This window comes from Mycobacterium sp. ST-F2 (assembly GCF_001905655.1).
In the GTDB taxonomy this organism is placed as follows: Bacteria; Actinomycetota; Actinomycetes; order Mycobacteriales; family Mycobacteriaceae; genus Mycobacterium.
This window is the reverse complement of sequence record NZ_JMHT01000002.1, coordinates 24,826-38,650: the sequence shown is the minus strand read 5'-3', so window position 1 is coordinate 38,650 and position 13,825 is coordinate 24,826. Positions and strand designations below refer to the sequence as shown.

Below are 13,825 nucleotides of genomic sequence, written 5' to 3'. Positions count from 1 at the left end.
TTGAACTTCGCAGGAATGCGCCTGGTTCTGCAATCAGCGATCTGACTGTCAATGAATGGCCGCGCGGCTGGATCATGTTGCACCACAAACCCACCCGGTCAGGACGCGCAGATGTTGGCATCCTCGTCACACTTCATGACGAGCGGTCCGGACGATACGTTGTAGGCCCTATATCCCCGGACCCCGAATTCCTCGCACATTACCAACGTGAAGTACTCAACAGGGATATTGGCGCCCAGGATTGACGTCGGTGATCGCGCGTACTGCTACCTCTTGGCGAAGATAATTCGATGCCAGTCTTTTTCGGCGACCGAGGTGATGTCGCTCATCACGTGTTTGATGGTCAGGTATTCCTCGAACGAATACGCGCTCATGTCTTTACCGAACCCGGAAGCACCGAAACCGCCATGTGGCATTTCGGAAATGATCGGGATGTGATCATTGATCCACACGCAGCCGGCCTGGATTTCGCGCGATGCCCGCTGAGCCCTGTACACATCGCGAGTCCACGCCGAGGCCGCCAGCCCGTACTCGGTGTCGTTGGCCTGCCGCAGTGCGTCATCGTCGTCGGTGAAAGGCCGTACGGTCAGTACGGGGCCGAAGATCTCATCGCGGTAAATCTCGGAGTCTTCCGCGACATCGGCAATCAGTGTCGGCGGGTAGAACGTGCCCGGCCCCTCCGGCAGCGCTCCCCCGGTGACGATCCGCCCGCCGTGCTGCTGCGCGCGCTCCACCATGCCGGCGACCTTGCTCCGGTGTGGCGCCGAGATCACCGGTCCCAGATCGGTATTCGGGTCATGCGGGTCTCCGGTGACGACCTTGCCGAACAGTTCGGCAACTCCGGCCATAAAGTCGTCGTACAACGGTTGTGCCACGATGGCCCGGGTCGCCGCGGTGCAATCCTGGCCGGTGTTGATCAGCGATGCCGCCACCGCGCCATGGATCGCGGCATCCAAGTTTGCGTCATCGAAGACCACGAACGGCGCCTTGCCGCCCAGTTCGAGCTGAGTGCGGTGGCCGTGGACCGCCGCAGCTGCCATCACTCGTCGCCCGACTGCCGTCGAGCCGGTGAACGTCACCATGTCAACATCACGATGCTCGGCAAGGGCCGCGCCGACGTCCGCGCCCAGCCCAGTCACGACATTGAACACACCTTCGGGCAGGCCCGCTTCGCCGGCCAACCGGGCCAGCGTGAGGGTGGTCAGTGGGGTAATCTCGGCCGGCTTGATCACCACGGCGCAACCAGCTGCCAACGCGGGCAACGCTTTCCAGACCGCCATCTGCAGCGGGTAGTTCCACGGCGTGATCGTGGCGACCACGCCGACCGCCTCACGTCGGATGCTCGACGTGTGATCGGCCGAGTACTCGGCCGTGGCCTTGCCCTCGAGGTGTCGGGCGGCCCCTGCAAAAAAGTCGATGTTGTCAACGCTGCCGGGAACATCGAAGTTTGCCGCGAGCCGCACCGGTTTACCGGTCTGACTCACCTCCTGATCCACGAGCTCGTCAGCGTTCTCGGCGGCCAGTCGGGCCAACCGCGCCAGAACTGTGGCCCGCTCGGCCGGAGTTGCCCGCGCCCAGCTCGGCTGCGCGGCACGGGCCGCGGCCACGGCACTATCCACGTCAGCTGGCGTCGCCAGCGCATAGGACGCCACGACAGCACCCGTCGCCGGATTGATGATCTCGAACGGACTTCCGGCCGTGGTCACGCTCTTTCCGTTGATGAAGCTGCCTGCGACGACCTGGCCTGCACCTGCACCTGCACTCACGATCCTGCACGCTACCCCAACCCAGTTGCGGTTTCCACTCGAAATAGCATGCTCCACGACTGATTCCGTCGCATGCGTTGTGCACAACGACGGAATCCGTGCACAATTGACGCTATGGCCCTCTCCGATGCACCGCCCGACGCCACTGCGACGCCGGCACGCAGCAGCCAACCGAGGGGCGGCGGCGCATTCCAGCTCGACGAACTCTCGAAAGAGATAATCGAGAAGCTGCAGCAGGATGGCAGGCAGTCCTACGCGGCCATCGGGAAAGCGGTCGAGCTGTCGGAAGCGGCTGTGCGCCAACGGGTCCAGCGCATGATCGACTGCGGCGTCATGCAGATCGTCGCCGTGACCGACCCCGTGCAGATGGGCTTCGGACGCCAGGCCTTGATCGGTGTTCGCTGCACCGGCGATACCACCAAGGTCGCAGACAAACTTGCCGCCATCGCGTCCGTCGACTACGTCGTGCTGACCGCCGGAACCTTCGACATCATCATCGAAGTCGTCTGCGAAGACGACAGCCACCTGCTCGACCTGCTCAACAGCAAGATTCGAGCCGTACCCGGGGTGCTGTCCACCGAAACGCTCGTCTACCTCAAACTCGTCAAACAGCAATACAACTGGGGCACGCGATGACAACAATCAATGCAGCACAACCGCTTTCAACCGACCTGGCAGCCAAGGCCAAGCGGCACCTGTGGGGCCACTTCGCCCGTCATGGCGCCGACATCACCCCACCCATCATCACCCGCGGCGAGGGCGTCACCATCTTCGATGACCGCGGCAAGAGCTATATCGACGGACTTTCGGGCCTGTTCGTCGTGCAGGTCGGGCACGGCCGCGAGGAACTCGCGGCGGCCGCTGCCCGCCAGGCCGAGCAACTGTCCTTCTTCCCGTTGTGGTCCTACGCAACGCCGCCCGCGATCGAACTGGCCGAGCGCATCGCCAACTATGCGCCGGGTGACCTGAACCGAGTCTTCTTCACCACCGGTGGCGGCGAAGCAGTCGAGAGTGCCTGGAAGCTGGCCAAGCAGTTCTTCAAGCTGACCGGAAAACCCGGTAAGCACAAGGTGATTTCGCGTTCCATCGCGTACCACGGAACCCCTCAGGGTGCACTGGCGATCACCGGCATCCCGGCGTTCAAGGCGCCGTTCGAACCGCTCACCCCCGGCGGCTTTCGCGCACCGAACACCAACTTCTACCGGGCGCCCGATGCCTACGCGCACGACCAGGAGGCATTCGGCCGGTACTGCGCCGACCGTATCGCCGAGGCCATCGAATTCGAGGGTCCCGATACCGTCGCCGCAGTGTTCCTGGAGCCGGTGCAGAACGCGGGTGGGTGCTTCCCGCCACCACCGGGGTACTTTCAGCGGGTCCGTGAGATCTGCGACCGGTATGACGTGCTCCTGGTGTCCGACGAGGTGATCTGCGCCTACGGCCGCATCGGCTCGATGTTCGCCTGCGACGATTTCGGCTACCTCCCCGACATCATCACCAGCGCAAAGGGTTTGACATCCGGCTACTCCCCCATCGGCGCGATGATCGCCAGCGACCGCCTGTTCGAACCCTTCAACGACGGCAAGACGATGTTCGCCCACGGCTACACCTTCGGCGGACACCCGGTGTCGTCAGCGGTGGCACTGGCCAACCTCGATATCTTCGAGCGTGAGGGCATCAACGCTCACGTGCAAGCGAACGCCCCGGCATTCCGGGCAACACTCGAGCAGCTGTACGACCTGCCGATCGTCGGCGATGTCCGCGGCGAGGGATTCTTCTACGGCATCGAACTCGTGAAAGACAAGGCCACCAGGGAAACCTTCAACGCCGAGGAGTCCGAACGCCTGCTGCGCGGCTTCCTGACCCCCGCGCTGTGGGAGGCGGGTCTGTACTGCCGCGCGGACGATCGTGGCGACCCAGTGATCCAGCTGGCTCCGCCGCTGATCAGCGGACAGAAGGAGTTCGACGCGATCTACGACATCCTGCGCAATGTCCTCGAGGAAGCGGGGCGCCGCCTGTAGACGCTTGTGTCGTGGGCGTCCAGTTCGGCTTCGCGATGGTCGGGTCCCTGCCGGCGGGCACAGCCGATCATGTCAGCCAGGCCGCTTGATCTTGGCGATCTGCACCACGGTGCGTACCGCCACCGGGCGATCACGGGTATCCCCGAGGGCTCGAGCGATATCGGCGCAGGTGCTGTCGATCACCGGGATGACACGCGGCAGGCCGGCCGGGTGGGAGACAGTGACAGTCAGCTCGACGTTCGATGCCCGGCGATCGATGACGGCTTTTCCCTTGGCGGACTGCACATCCGACTCACGCTCCAAGGCGGCTGCGGCCGCCGAGGCGACACCGTCGAGGTTCACGGTGATGAACCCCGGATCGGTGGTGCCAGGCATACGCAGGACCGGCGCCTTGCGCGTCGGCACATGCGAGACCAGCCAAACCAGACCGATCAGTACCAGTAGCGTTCCCGCGCCGGCCAGCCCCCAGGCCCACCACGTAGCGGTGGTGGCTCGCACGACCGGCCCGGTACTGATGCGTTCCGGCGCGGCGCGCACCCAATGGGTGGGCCACAGCACCGCCGCGGCGCCGATCATGGTCACCGCGATTCCGGCGACCAGCGTCGCGGCGCGGTCCAGCAGATCGGTCGGCCGCAGGCTCATGCCGCCCCGCTCGTTCCGATGCGCACAGTGATTCGCGGTGTCGGAATGAGGATTTCGGTGGCGCTGCCGACCACGGCGGCGATGGCACCCTGGGTCGCAATTTCGGAGTCAACACCGGTGAGTCCGACGTACAGCGTCACCTTCCGGCGGGTCGCCGCCGCATTCAGAACCTCGACACCCGGCACGGAGCAGGCCGCGTACGACGCCAGCCGGGCGACATCGCGCGGACGCATCCACACCGATCCCGCCGCGTCGACAGCGACGACGGTCTTACGCCGCGGCAGTAACGCCATGACCACCAGCCATACGCCGATGGCGACCACACCGGCACCCACAGGAACCATCCACCACTGGCTGCGCAGGCCGTTCAGACCGGTGGCGGCCGTGGCGATCCATGGTGTTCCTGCCACGAAGCCCAGCTCGACACCGGCGTCGCGCAGTGCCACGACCCCGACGGCCAGCACAATCAGCGCCAGCGCCACAGCGATGCACCGGGCGGTGGCGGCGGTGACCGGGGCGCGACCAGGTGTCGGCAGCACAATTGCATCGGCGGTCATCATTGAGTCCTTTTCACGTCTTTGGTGGCGGTACTGAATTGTTCGACGGTGACGTCCACGCGGTCGACCTGCAATCCGGCCATGCTCGACAACGTCTGCGCGACATTGCGTTGCACGGCGCGTGCGACGTCTACCGCCGGCGCAGGCCACGCCACTGTGACCTTGAGATGGGCTGTGACGCGGTTACCGGTGACGGTGAGCTGCGCTTGCGGCAGAGACCGGCCGGCGATCTTCGTCAGACCTTCCGAGAACGGCAGCACATCGGGTGTGTCGAGTGCCGCACGAACCGCGAGCCGATGGGCCACCTTCTCGCGTACGGTCAGGGTGCCCCGTGTGGCGGGTTCGTCGTCGTCCTCGGATTCACGTTGCGGCAGTATGGGTTCCGCAGCAGTTGACTCAATCACGGCCGCGACCCCGCAGCAATGCGGTCACATTGGCCAGGTCGAGTTCGCCGTCACGGTGGGCCCCGATCAGGTATCCCGCCGCGCCGAGCAACAACGCGACAATGAAACCCCACAGTCCACCGGCCGCCGCGGCCACGCCGAGTAGCAGACCGGCAACCAGACCCAGTGTGGATGAGGTCATGATGTGAACCTTCCTCGAATCGAAGTTGTTCGCGCGCTGAGGAGTTCGCGGACCGCGGTGTGGCGGCACGCCCCTCGTCGCGCCGCCACACCGGGGCGCTCCAGGGCGGCCGTCAGCCGGAAGCTGGTGTCACCGGCAAGAGGTCTTCAACGGTGACGTCGACCGGTAGGTCGCTGATCTCGGCGACGGCACGCTGGATGGCCGTAGCCGTCTGTCGCACTGGCGCGTCGAGCGCAAGACTGACGTGCACGTCAACACGGCCGGCCCCGATCCGAATCCCGGAGACCCGCCGGCCGGGTAGGTAGGTGGCCACCTCGCCGAACATGCCGCCATGCAACCCGGCCACGCCCTTGACTGCGATCACCGCGGCGGCGATGCGATCAGCTTCGTCCTCCGGAGCTGCCGCCCGCGCCGGGACGTCACTGGACACGGGCAGGCGCGGCGTCGGCGTCGTCGCCGCCGCTGCCGTCAGTGTCGAGGTGCACGTCGTGCACGGTGATGTTGACCTCGGTGACCTCGAGTCCGGTCATCCTTTCGATGGCGGCGATGACGTTGCGCCGGATACCTGCGGCCAAGTCGGCGATCGCCACGCCGTATTCGGCGACGATGTCAATGTCGACTGCAGCCTGCTTCTCGCCGATCTCGACGGACACTCCCTGGCTCTGGTTGACGCTGGCACCCGGGATGCGTTCACGAAGGGCGCCGACCATCCGCGACGCACCGCCGCCCAGGTCATACACGCCGCTCACCTCGCGGGTGGCGATCCCAGCGATCTTCGAGACCACGATGTCCGCGATGGTCGTCTTGCCCTGCGAGCTCACCAACGGTGATCCCTGGTAGGGGCTCATTTCCTTGCTGGACGTCTCCACTTCGGCCTCCGCACTGGTCATCGTCACTCCCCATTCGATTGCCGACATATGGGTAGTCGCTACCCAGGGCCGGAACCGAACGTGCCCATTGAGTGATACAGGACACATTTTCAAGACTCTCAGCTCAGCATGCCCCGAGCGGAACCACAACCCGACGAATTCTTGCGGTGAGGGCCTATATTTCAGGAGCGGCGAAGCGCAGCTGAGAGCGGAGTGTGGTGATAGCGCCAACCGGTGGCGACCTACGCGACGCCGACGACGCGGCGTTACGAGCCGCGGCCGTCATCGGCGATCGCGAGGCGTTCGACGTCATCGTCACCCGGTACGGCCCCGCGCTCTACCGGTATGCACGGCGGATGCTTGCCTCCGAGGCCGATGTCCCAGATGTCGTGCAGGACAACTTCGTTGCCGCTTGGCAACAGATCGCGGGCTTCCGTGGCAGCTCGTCGCTCCGGACGTGGTTGTTCGCGATCTGCTACCGCAAGATCGCCGACACACACCGGCTCAAACGCGCGAAACCGGTCGAAGATTGGGTGCTGGAACCGTTGGCCGGACCAGACCCGTCCGCGGACCCTTTCACCGCCGCGTCCAATGCGGCGTTTTTGGCCGCCCTCGAACAAGCGCTTGACGAACTGCCGGTACGCCAGCGCGCGGTGTGGATGATGCGGGAGATCGAACAGATGACCTTCCCTGAGATCGGAGAAGTGCTACACCTCAGTTCCGATGCGGTGCGCGGGCACCACGTTCGGGCCGGCAAGACGTTGCGTGTTCTCTTGGGGAGGTGGCAGTGACGGAGACTGATCCCATCCTGCACCGCGCAGCCTCGTACTTGCGATCTGTGCCCGAACCCGGCTGGGACGCCATCAGCGACAGAGTGCGGGCGGCGGTGCACAGCGCAACCCGGACCGGTTGGCCCATCCGCGCCTCGCGGGATACCGACGGCGGGGTGGTGTACATCAGCGATCACGCGCTACGCAGCCTGCTGGCCCGGGAGCTGCGACGGAAGTTCGTCTGCCAGCCGACCCGAATCGACTTCACTCTCGAGGGCGCCGTGCTGCGCGCAGTCGACATCGATGTCACCGGAAGCTACGGCACGCAACTGCGCGAGCTCGGCGACGACATCCGCCGCCTGGTACTGGACACAATCCGCCCCATCCTCGACAACCTCGACGACAACGGCAGCACTCCGGCCGGGCCCATCGACGTGACCGTCACCGATGTCGTCGACGGCGACCCGCTGGGATAGCCAGGGACAACGAGCGCGCAGGGGCGAATTTCCCTCCGCCTGGATGAAACTTGTTGTCCCGCACTATTTCGCGGGACTGACGCAGGCGCCTAGCACCTACTCCGATCGCCCGCAGCGATGGCGACGTCGGTGCCGGCGATGCCAGCCCGGTCGGCTGCCCGGTCGGCCATGCCCAACAGGCGCCGAAGACGGCCGGCGACCGCGTGCTTGGTCAGCGGGGGCTCGGCGAGGCACCCCAATTCGTCCAATGACAGGTCGGGATGCTCGATGCGCAAACGCGCGACCGCGACGAAGTGGGCGGGCGCCGCGTCACCGAGAATCGCCAGGGCGCGTTGCGCCCGAGCCGCGGTCACCATTGCCGACTGTTGCGCGCGACGTTGGTTGGAGTCCACCAGTGCCGCGTCTACGGTCGAGGTGGTGTCAGTTCGTTGGTGCGATTGCCAGGCTGCCCAGGTTTGTTGAGCGCCAATGCGATTCAGCACGGCGGCGATCGTGTCGACGTCACGCACGGTGACCCGATCGGCCCTACGCAAGTGGCGTGCCCGGATGTGCACACCGAATCTACGCGCCGCCCCTGCCAGGGCCGAGGCGGCTTCAACCCCGGGGCATTCGACCTCGAGCCCCCGGGTGCGACCCGTAAGTGCCAGCGAACCCCGCCAGGAACGCACCACGCCAAACTGCTTCGGCGTCGGCCGTACTACCAGCGACGATCTGGGCCGGCATACCCCGGACCGGCCGTCCCCGACGGTCGATCAAACCAGTCCACCGGGCCACATCTTCGGCTTCGTGAACAACGTGCACCAGGTACCGGGTGCGGGCAGCGATGCCCGGCAGTGCGCGTACTTCGGCCGTACATCCGTATAAGTCCTTGAGGTTCTTGCAAATACGCGTGGCGACCGGCTCTCGGTCAACCTCTGCGTCAATCACGGCGCGTCCCTTGACGATACGCAGCCCACCGGCGAACTGCAGCAGGGCAGTTACTTCAGCCTTGCGCGCACTGACCAGATGCACGACGGTACCGGCGAGTTCGTCTTTGGCGCTCGGCGTCAATATCACAAGTCCCCCATTGCCTTACCTGATCGAAAACCGTTGGTACAGCGGCCTTATGCGCCGCGGCGCGAATCGCCGTGTTGGCGACACTGTGCGAGCTGGCTGATAAGGCGCTCGGCGGCCGGACCGTCCGGATGATGCAGCGCGCGCCAGGCTTCTATCGTTTCGATGAGGGCATCGGGGACCGTAAGCCGTTCGCGGACAACGACACTGATCAACGTCTCAATGACGGTGCCGAATTCTCCGATGCCCAGGTTCACGTACGCGTTGTTGAGCTCAGCGACGGTCAAGCGAGACCGAACGCACTCCACCAGTTGCCACGCAACATCGGACTCGCTGACCAATGACATCAATCCCTTCACCCTGATCGCCACCACTCCCCCATCTACTGCGATATAGGCATAGTCGTGATCCGGCGGCCGAACCGAACGTCTCCGTTGCGTGATCCGGGACACATGCCGAGGGATTCGACGAACTTCAGCAGGCAGTACCCGAAATGGGAGCCACGACGCCATACACCGGGGTGACCGGGGCGCTTTCGCTATGGCCGCACCACCGGCACCTCGGCCGCGGCATTCTCGGGGGTGGGGGCCTGCAATGGCAGGCACACGATGAATCGGGTGTCGGCGGGCGCCGATTGCACCGAGACGGTGCCCCGGTGCTTCTCGACGATCCGCCACGCCAAGTCCAGACCGAGTCCCGTGCCATCGCCCACCGGCTTGGTCGAGAAAAACGGCGTGAAGACGCGATCGATGATGTCCTCGGGGATGCCCGGTCCATCGTCGCGGATCTCGACGCGGATCATGGTCTCGCAGTCCCGGGCCGTGCTGATGGTCAACGTGCCGCCACCACCACCCATGGCCTCTACTGCGTTCTCGATGAGGTTGGTCCAAACCTGATTGAGATCGCCCGGATAGCAAAGGATTTCGGGGAGGTTCTGGTCCCATTCGGTGACTACAGTGATGTCTGCGGTGTCGAACATCTGCAGCGTACTGCGCAGCAGGTCGTGCACATCGGCGTACTGATAATCGCCGCGATCCATCTGTGAATACTGTTTGGCGCCCGCCAGTAGTGCTGAGATGCGAGTACTGGCCTCGGCGATCTCTCGGGTACTCAACTCAGCGTCGATCCCGTGTTTGAGCCGGTGCAGAACTGCGGGTAGATCATCGGCGGTCGCCGCGACATCTTCCAGCCAGGCAATATCCAGGCCCGCTTCGGCGAACGTCGGTGCGTAATCCCAGCCCTCGGGGATGCCTCGCGCGTCGAGCCAGTCGCCCAGTTGTTCTTCCCGGTCAGCGGCTTCCAGCGGGCTCAATTGGGCTGCTTTCACCGGGACGTCGGTAAACAGGCTCCGCATGCTTTGGCGCAAGCTCGCGACGGCGCGGCTGATGGCGGCGGCCGGGTTGTTGAGCTGATGGGTCAAGCCGGCGGTGATGGTTCCCAGACCGAGCAAGCGCGCACGCTGCCCGAGAACTTGTTGCTGACGCAGCGTTCCGAGAGTGTGACCGGACAACAGATGCACCGCCATCGGAAACTGGGTGCACATGAAGCGGGCGAAGCTGTCTGCGTCGAGGACGAAGAACCGGGACGGTCGGACCAGGCGGACCGAGACTTCATAGACCTGCTCTGCCGCGGGCACGTAAGCCGACCATGCCCCGCAGTACGCACCGTGTTGGGATGTCCGATGCGTCTGCACGTCGATGCCCGCCGTCCGTCCCGACATCACCAACTCACCGTCGATCAGCACGTAGAAACAGCGGGCTGCCTCGCCCTGGGTGAACAGCACTCCTTCCGGGAACGTCTCGATGCGTCCGTCGGTGCACAGGATTCCGAGTTGTTCATCCGAGAGTTGCTCGAACAGGAACAGGGTGCGCAGCTCGTCGGCATCGCACGGCTCGCTCATGCCATCGCCCTCTTGTTCTGACTCGCTTTGCGACACACGCTAGTTGAAATCCGTTGCCGGAAGAACAATCCGCAGAAATGCGTCATGGTCAGACCGCAATGTGCTACGGAATGCCTAAGCACAGCTTTGTTGGATGGTGCGGCACAGGAGGCCATGGTGAGTGAAACACCCGACCCCGGATTCGCCGGTGTCCACCATCTTTTCGTTGACCGTCACCGACCTGCAGGCCAGTGTGGACTGGTATCAGCGGGTGTTCGGCATCCGGTGTCTGGATGTGCGGATCCCGCACCGGGGCGGCGAGGAGACCGGCTACTGCGTGCTGCTGCCGGAGCAGGTGTCCGCAGCACTTCGCGAGCGGGCAGGTGGCAGTCGAGACGTCACTCTCTGGCCATACAGCGGCGATATGGCATGGCGCGGAATGCATTTGCGACGGGATGCCAGCCGATGTGGGTACCAGCGCGGTGATCAACATCGCCAAGAAGATCATGGTGCTGAGACAGATCGAAACCAGCAGCAAGATAATCGTCCGTATTCCTGTCGCCGTTCGCGGCATGCTGGGGTCGTTGATGCATTCCATGGGTGGTCCTCCGGCTCAGGGCCGGGGCATCACCGCCGTCGGCCTTTAGCAACTAAGACACCGCAGAACGCGAGTCTGTGACGTGACTTAGGACACGTCACCGGACGCGGGCAGCAGCTTCGAAATGCCGTGCAGCTTGGCGGGACTCAGCACCCACAGCAGTTGATCGATGCCCCGCTGCGAGGTACTGATGGCCAGATAAGCAACGATGCCCGCGCCACGCCTGACCAACACGGATGGCTGTGCATTGGCCTCGATCCAGGTCAGTTTGGTGTCTTGCCACCAGCGCGGCGCGAATGCCTTGAGGAAGTGTGCGACCGCCGATCTGCCGACAACGGGAATACGAGATGCGCCGCGCATGCCGTTTCCGTCGGTGTAGCTGACCACGTCGTCGGCGAACAGTTGCTCGAGCGCATCGACGTCGCCCTCCTGCGCTGCCGCAACCAAAGCCTCCAGCAGCCGCTTCTGCTCGGCTGGACTCGTCTTCTCCCGGCGGCTGGTCGAGATGTGCTTGCGCGCGCGGCTGACGAGCTGTCGTGCGTTCGCCTCCTTGACTTGGACGATCTCGGCAATCCTTGCGTACGGATAGTCGAAGGCCTCGCGCAGAACATACGCGGCGCGTTCAGTGGGCTGCAGTTTCTCCATCAGCATCACGGTCGCCAGCTCCAACGCTTCGCCTCGCTCGGCGCCGAGATGGGGATCGGCGCTGGTGTCCACGGGTTCGGGAAGCCATGGGCCGACGTATGTCTCGCGTCGCGCGCGGGCGGATTGCAGGGCATTCAGGCAGAGGCGGGTGGTGGTTGTTGCCAGGAATGCGGCCGGATCGACGACCGCGCTGCGATCGGCCGTCTGCCACCGCAGCCAGGCCTCCTGAACGATGTCCTCGGCCTCCGAGCTACTGCCGAGCATGCGATACGCGATGCCGAACAACCGGCCTCGCACCGCGATGAACTCGGCCGTCGCTTGCTCGAGGTCGGTCGACGAGTCATCGCCCGCAACCATCCGGCAATCCAAACACAAACGGCGCGTGACGTCCCGAAGTCGGACTGGCTCTCGTGTCGACAGCCGACGAGGTGTTGACACCGACAACACTTGCCGTGCACCCGCAGGTTGTTCTGTGTGCGTTCAGAGCCTCCGGTGGAGCACCGAATGCCGACCCGGTCACAGGTGATGACCTGCATCCACGCCCCGGATTTACTTGCTGATCAACAACATTGGCGCGTGACCAGACTAAGTCGTGTACCGGGAACAGCGATCAGGGCGCCCAGTTTTCCGGTACCCAACGAAAGACGTCCCGGGCAGCCGACACCCGGCCGACAGCCGAGTGCAGGTGAGTGGCCGCATAGGGCTGACGGCTCGCCGCCAGCTCCTTCAAGAGTTCGACCCGAACGCGAACGGTCTCTTCGGGCTCGGTGTCGAAGCCGTTGTGCCAATCGGGGCAGTCAAACCCAGGGTGGAATGTCGCGTCGCCGCCGAACATCAGTCGATCGCCGCCAGACTCCAGCCGGACCACGCTGTGCCCGGGGGTATGTCCGCCGGTGCGAGAGACGAGGACCCCCGGTGCCACCTCATATTCCCTCTCGAAAGTTCGCAGCAGACTGTCGTACTGATCCAAGAACCGTTTGGCGATCGAGCGAAGTGCCTCCGGAATCCCCGGCGGCATGGTGGCGCGGGACAGATCAGCCTTCCCCGCCCAGAACTCGGCTTCGGCGGCCGATGCGTGAATACGCAAGTCTGGACTCAACCGATCCTTCACGCCATCGCCGAGCAGCCCGCCAATGTGGTCCATGTGCATGTGGGTGAGCACCACGTCGGTCACTGACGCGGGGTCGATACCAGCGTCCTCCAGTCGCCGGAGCAACCTTCCTGCCCGCCGGAAACCCTCGTACTCAACTCCCATCCCAGCGTCGATGAGAACGGTCCGGTCGCCGCTACGCACCACAACCACGTTTACCGGCCAGTCGAAGGCCGGTGGCAGCACCATGTCGTCCAGCCAGGCCTTCAAGATCGTCGGGCCGGCGTTGACGCCCAATGTCGCGGCCGGCAGTGCGCTGAGCACCCCGTCGCTTATCACCAACACATCGACTTCACCGACCTTCAGCGCGTAATGCGACGGAACCAACTCGTCGAACCCGGGGCGCGCGGCGACGTCCAAGCTCACCTTTGTCTCGCTCATGATTGCCTCCTCGATTGTTGAAAGCGGTGCGACGCCTCCGCGGGTCGGGGCGCCAACGAATATCAGACCGTCGGCGGCGGGACCTTGTCTGTCGGCACTGCCCGGTCTGTCGGCACTGCCCGCGGGCGGTTGGCCCGATCGCATACCGCCCAGTCGGGCGCAGAGGCCGTGGATGAGGACGATCGGCGCATTCATGCTCGGACTCCGTTCACGGGCGGCGATCGGTGATGCGGAAATGATTCCGGTCCGCCATCGCACCAGTTGAGAATCTCGCGTCAATGCGCTCGCTGACACCCTTGACGGCGCGTAGTCCGTGTCGTGGTGTGCGTAGCTCCGCATTTCCGAGTGGCGATGGGGTCTGGTGCCCGTGAACCGCTGTTGTTTTTGCGGCGTAGGCGCGCTTGTTTCACAGCGAACCGGTAGGGTTCTGTTCTGC

16 protein-coding genes and 3 pseudogenes are annotated in these 13,825 nt (G+C 64.5%); 7 read left to right on the top strand and 12 right to left on the bottom strand.

Going from position 1 to position 13,825, the window contains the following annotated elements:
* Positions 1-266 precede the first annotated feature (266 nt).
* Positions 267-1,823, bottom strand: a complete 1,557-nt coding sequence (locus EB75_RS00645) for a gamma-aminobutyraldehyde dehydrogenase (RefSeq protein WP_502689323.1) — start codon at positions 1,821-1,823, stop codon at positions 267-269.
* A gap of 15 nt (positions 1,824-1,838) precedes the next feature.
* On the opposite strand from EB75_RS00645, the pseudogene EB75_RS30240 reads away from it, so the two are divergent.
* The 3 genes and pseudogenes from EB75_RS30240 to EB75_RS00635 form a co-directional block, all read left to right on the top strand.
* Positions 1,839-2,039: pseudogene (locus EB75_RS30240) on the top strand (hypothetical protein); the annotation flags it as partial.
* Positions 2,040-2,060: 21 nt separating this feature from the next.
* Positions 2,061-2,402 (top strand): Lrp/AsnC family transcriptional regulator, encoded by a 342-nt coding sequence (locus EB75_RS00640; RefSeq protein ID WP_502689324.1) that lies wholly within the window; start codon positions 2,061-2,063, stop codon positions 2,400-2,402.
* Positions 2,399-3,784 carry an aspartate aminotransferase family protein gene (locus tag EB75_RS00635; RefSeq protein WP_073693557.1) on the top strand — a complete coding sequence of 462 codons (1,386 nt, stop codon included), beginning with the start codon at positions 2,399-2,401 and terminating at the stop codon, positions 3,782-3,784. Before EB75_RS00640 ends, EB75_RS00635 begins: the two co-directional genes overlap by 4 nt.
* A gap of 72 nt (positions 3,785-3,856) precedes the next feature.
* Here EB75_RS00635 and EB75_RS00630 read toward each other — a convergent pair whose 3' ends face one another.
* The 6 genes from EB75_RS00630 to EB75_RS00605 all read right to left on the bottom strand — a co-directional run bounded on the left by EB75_RS00630 (position 3,857) and on the right by EB75_RS00605 (position 6,458).
* Positions 3,857-4,426 carry a hypothetical protein gene (locus EB75_RS00630; RefSeq protein ID WP_073693556.1) on the bottom strand — a complete coding sequence of 190 codons (570 nt, stop codon included), beginning with the start codon at positions 4,424-4,426 and terminating at the stop codon, positions 3,857-3,859.
* Positions 4,423-4,983, bottom strand: coding sequence for a DUF6286 domain-containing protein (locus EB75_RS00625; protein ID WP_142239344.1), 561 nt, complete (start codon positions 4,981-4,983; stop codon positions 4,423-4,425). Before EB75_RS00625 ends, EB75_RS00630 begins: the two co-directional genes overlap by 4 nt.
* Positions 4,983-5,387: an Asp23/Gls24 family envelope stress response protein gene (locus tag EB75_RS00620; protein WP_286150031.1), complete on the bottom strand. Its 405-nt coding sequence runs from the start codon at positions 5,385-5,387 to the stop codon at positions 4,983-4,985. The genes EB75_RS00625 and EB75_RS00620 overlap by 1 nt, the downstream gene beginning before the upstream one ends.
* Positions 5,380-5,568, bottom strand: a complete 189-nt coding sequence (locus tag EB75_RS00615) for a DUF2273 domain-containing protein (protein ID WP_073693554.1) — start codon at positions 5,566-5,568, stop codon at positions 5,380-5,382. The genes EB75_RS00620 and EB75_RS00615 overlap by 8 nt, the downstream gene beginning before the upstream one ends.
* Before the next feature lie 112 nt (positions 5,569-5,680).
* Entirely contained in the window at positions 5,681-5,998 is a 318-nt protein-coding gene (locus EB75_RS00610; RefSeq protein ID WP_073693553.1) for an Asp23/Gls24 family envelope stress response protein, read from the bottom strand.
* Entirely contained in the window at positions 5,988-6,458 is a 471-nt protein-coding gene (locus EB75_RS00605) for an Asp23/Gls24 family envelope stress response protein (RefSeq protein ID WP_073693602.1), read from the bottom strand. The genes EB75_RS00610 and EB75_RS00605 overlap by 11 nt, the downstream gene beginning before the upstream one ends.
* A gap of 197 nt (positions 6,459-6,655) precedes the next feature.
* Between EB75_RS00605 and EB75_RS00600 the strand changes: the two genes are divergently transcribed.
* The gene (locus EB75_RS00600; protein WP_073693601.1) at positions 6,656-7,228 is read left to right on the top strand and encodes an RNA polymerase sigma factor; all 573 of its coding nucleotides are present in this window, start codon (positions 6,656-6,658) and stop codon (positions 7,226-7,228) included.
* Entirely contained in the window at positions 7,225-7,683 is a 459-nt protein-coding gene (locus tag EB75_RS00595; RefSeq protein ID WP_083611838.1) for a hypothetical protein, read from the top strand. The genes EB75_RS00600 and EB75_RS00595 overlap by 4 nt, the downstream gene beginning before the upstream one ends.
* An 89-nt stretch (positions 7,684-7,772) precedes the next feature.
* Here EB75_RS00595 and whiA read toward each other — a convergent pair.
* The 3 genes and pseudogenes from whiA to EB75_RS00580 form a co-directional block, all read right to left on the bottom strand.
* Positions 7,773-8,733, bottom strand: a pseudogene (whiA, locus tag EB75_RS00590) (DNA-binding protein WhiA).
* A 53-nt stretch (positions 8,734-8,786) separates the two neighbouring features.
* Positions 8,787-9,107, bottom strand: a complete 321-nt coding sequence (locus EB75_RS00585; protein ID WP_142239343.1) for a hypothetical protein — start codon at positions 9,105-9,107, stop codon at positions 8,787-8,789.
* A 167-nt stretch (positions 9,108-9,274) separates the two neighbouring features.
* Positions 9,275-10,636 (bottom strand): ATP-binding protein, encoded by a 1,362-nt coding sequence (locus EB75_RS00580; RefSeq protein ID WP_073693600.1) that lies wholly within the window; start codon positions 10,634-10,636, stop codon positions 9,275-9,277.
* A 160-nt stretch (positions 10,637-10,796) separates the two neighbouring features.
* Between EB75_RS00580 and EB75_RS30140 the strand changes: the two are divergent.
* Together EB75_RS30140 and EB75_RS00575 are read left to right on the top strand one after the other, a co-directional pair.
* Positions 10,797-11,033 (top strand): annotated as a pseudogene (locus tag EB75_RS30140) (VOC family protein); the annotation flags it as partial.
* A 37-nt stretch (positions 11,034-11,070) separates the two neighbouring features.
* The gene (locus tag EB75_RS00575; RefSeq protein ID WP_073693550.1) at positions 11,071-11,262 is read left to right on the top strand and encodes a hypothetical protein; all 192 of its coding nucleotides are present in this window, start codon (positions 11,071-11,073) and stop codon (positions 11,260-11,262) included.
* A 38-nt stretch (positions 11,263-11,300) separates the two neighbouring features.
* On the opposite strand, the gene EB75_RS00570 is transcribed toward EB75_RS00575, so the two are convergent.
* Positions 11,301-12,215, bottom strand: coding sequence for an RNA polymerase sigma-70 factor (locus tag EB75_RS00570; protein ID WP_073693549.1), 915 nt, complete (start codon positions 12,213-12,215; stop codon positions 11,301-11,303).
* Between the two features lie 253 nt (positions 12,216-12,468).
* The gene (locus EB75_RS00565) at positions 12,469-13,389 is read right to left on the bottom strand and encodes an MBL fold metallo-hydrolase (protein WP_073693599.1); all 921 of its coding nucleotides are present in this window, start codon (positions 13,387-13,389) and stop codon (positions 12,469-12,471) included.
* Positions 13,390-13,825: the final 436 nt, after the last annotated feature.

Coding starts and splice junctions, on each gene's coding strand:
- EB75_RS00635 (WP_073693557.1), top strand. CDS start 2,399: ATGACAACAATCAATGCAGCACAACCGCTTTCAACCGACCTGGCAGCC.
- EB75_RS00630 (WP_073693556.1), bottom strand. CDS start 4,426: ATGAGCCTGCGGCCGACCGATCTGCTGGACCGCGCCGCGACGCTGGTC.
- EB75_RS00625 (WP_142239344.1), bottom strand. CDS start 4,983: ATGACCGCCGATGCAATTGTGCTGCCGACACCTGGTCGCGCCCCGGTC.
- EB75_RS00615 (WP_073693554.1), bottom strand. CDS start 5,568: ATGACCTCATCCACACTGGGTCTGGTTGCCGGTCTGCTACTCGGCGTG.
- EB75_RS00605 (WP_073693602.1), bottom strand. CDS start 6,458: ATGACCAGTGCGGAGGCCGAAGTGGAGACGTCCAGCAAGGAAATGAGC.
- EB75_RS00580 (WP_073693600.1), bottom strand. CDS start 10,636: ATGAGCGAGCCGTGCGATGCCGACGAGCTGCGCACCCTGTTCCTGTTC.
- EB75_RS00575 (WP_073693550.1), top strand. CDS start 11,071: ATGCCAGCCGATGTGGGTACCAGCGCGGTGATCAACATCGCCAAGAAG.
- EB75_RS00570 (WP_073693549.1), bottom strand. CDS start 12,215: ATGGTTGCGGGCGATGACTCGTCGACCGACCTCGAGCAAGCGACGGCC.
- EB75_RS00565 (WP_073693599.1), bottom strand. CDS start 13,389: ATGAGCGAGACAAAGGTGAGCTTGGACGTCGCCGCGCGCCCCGGGTTC.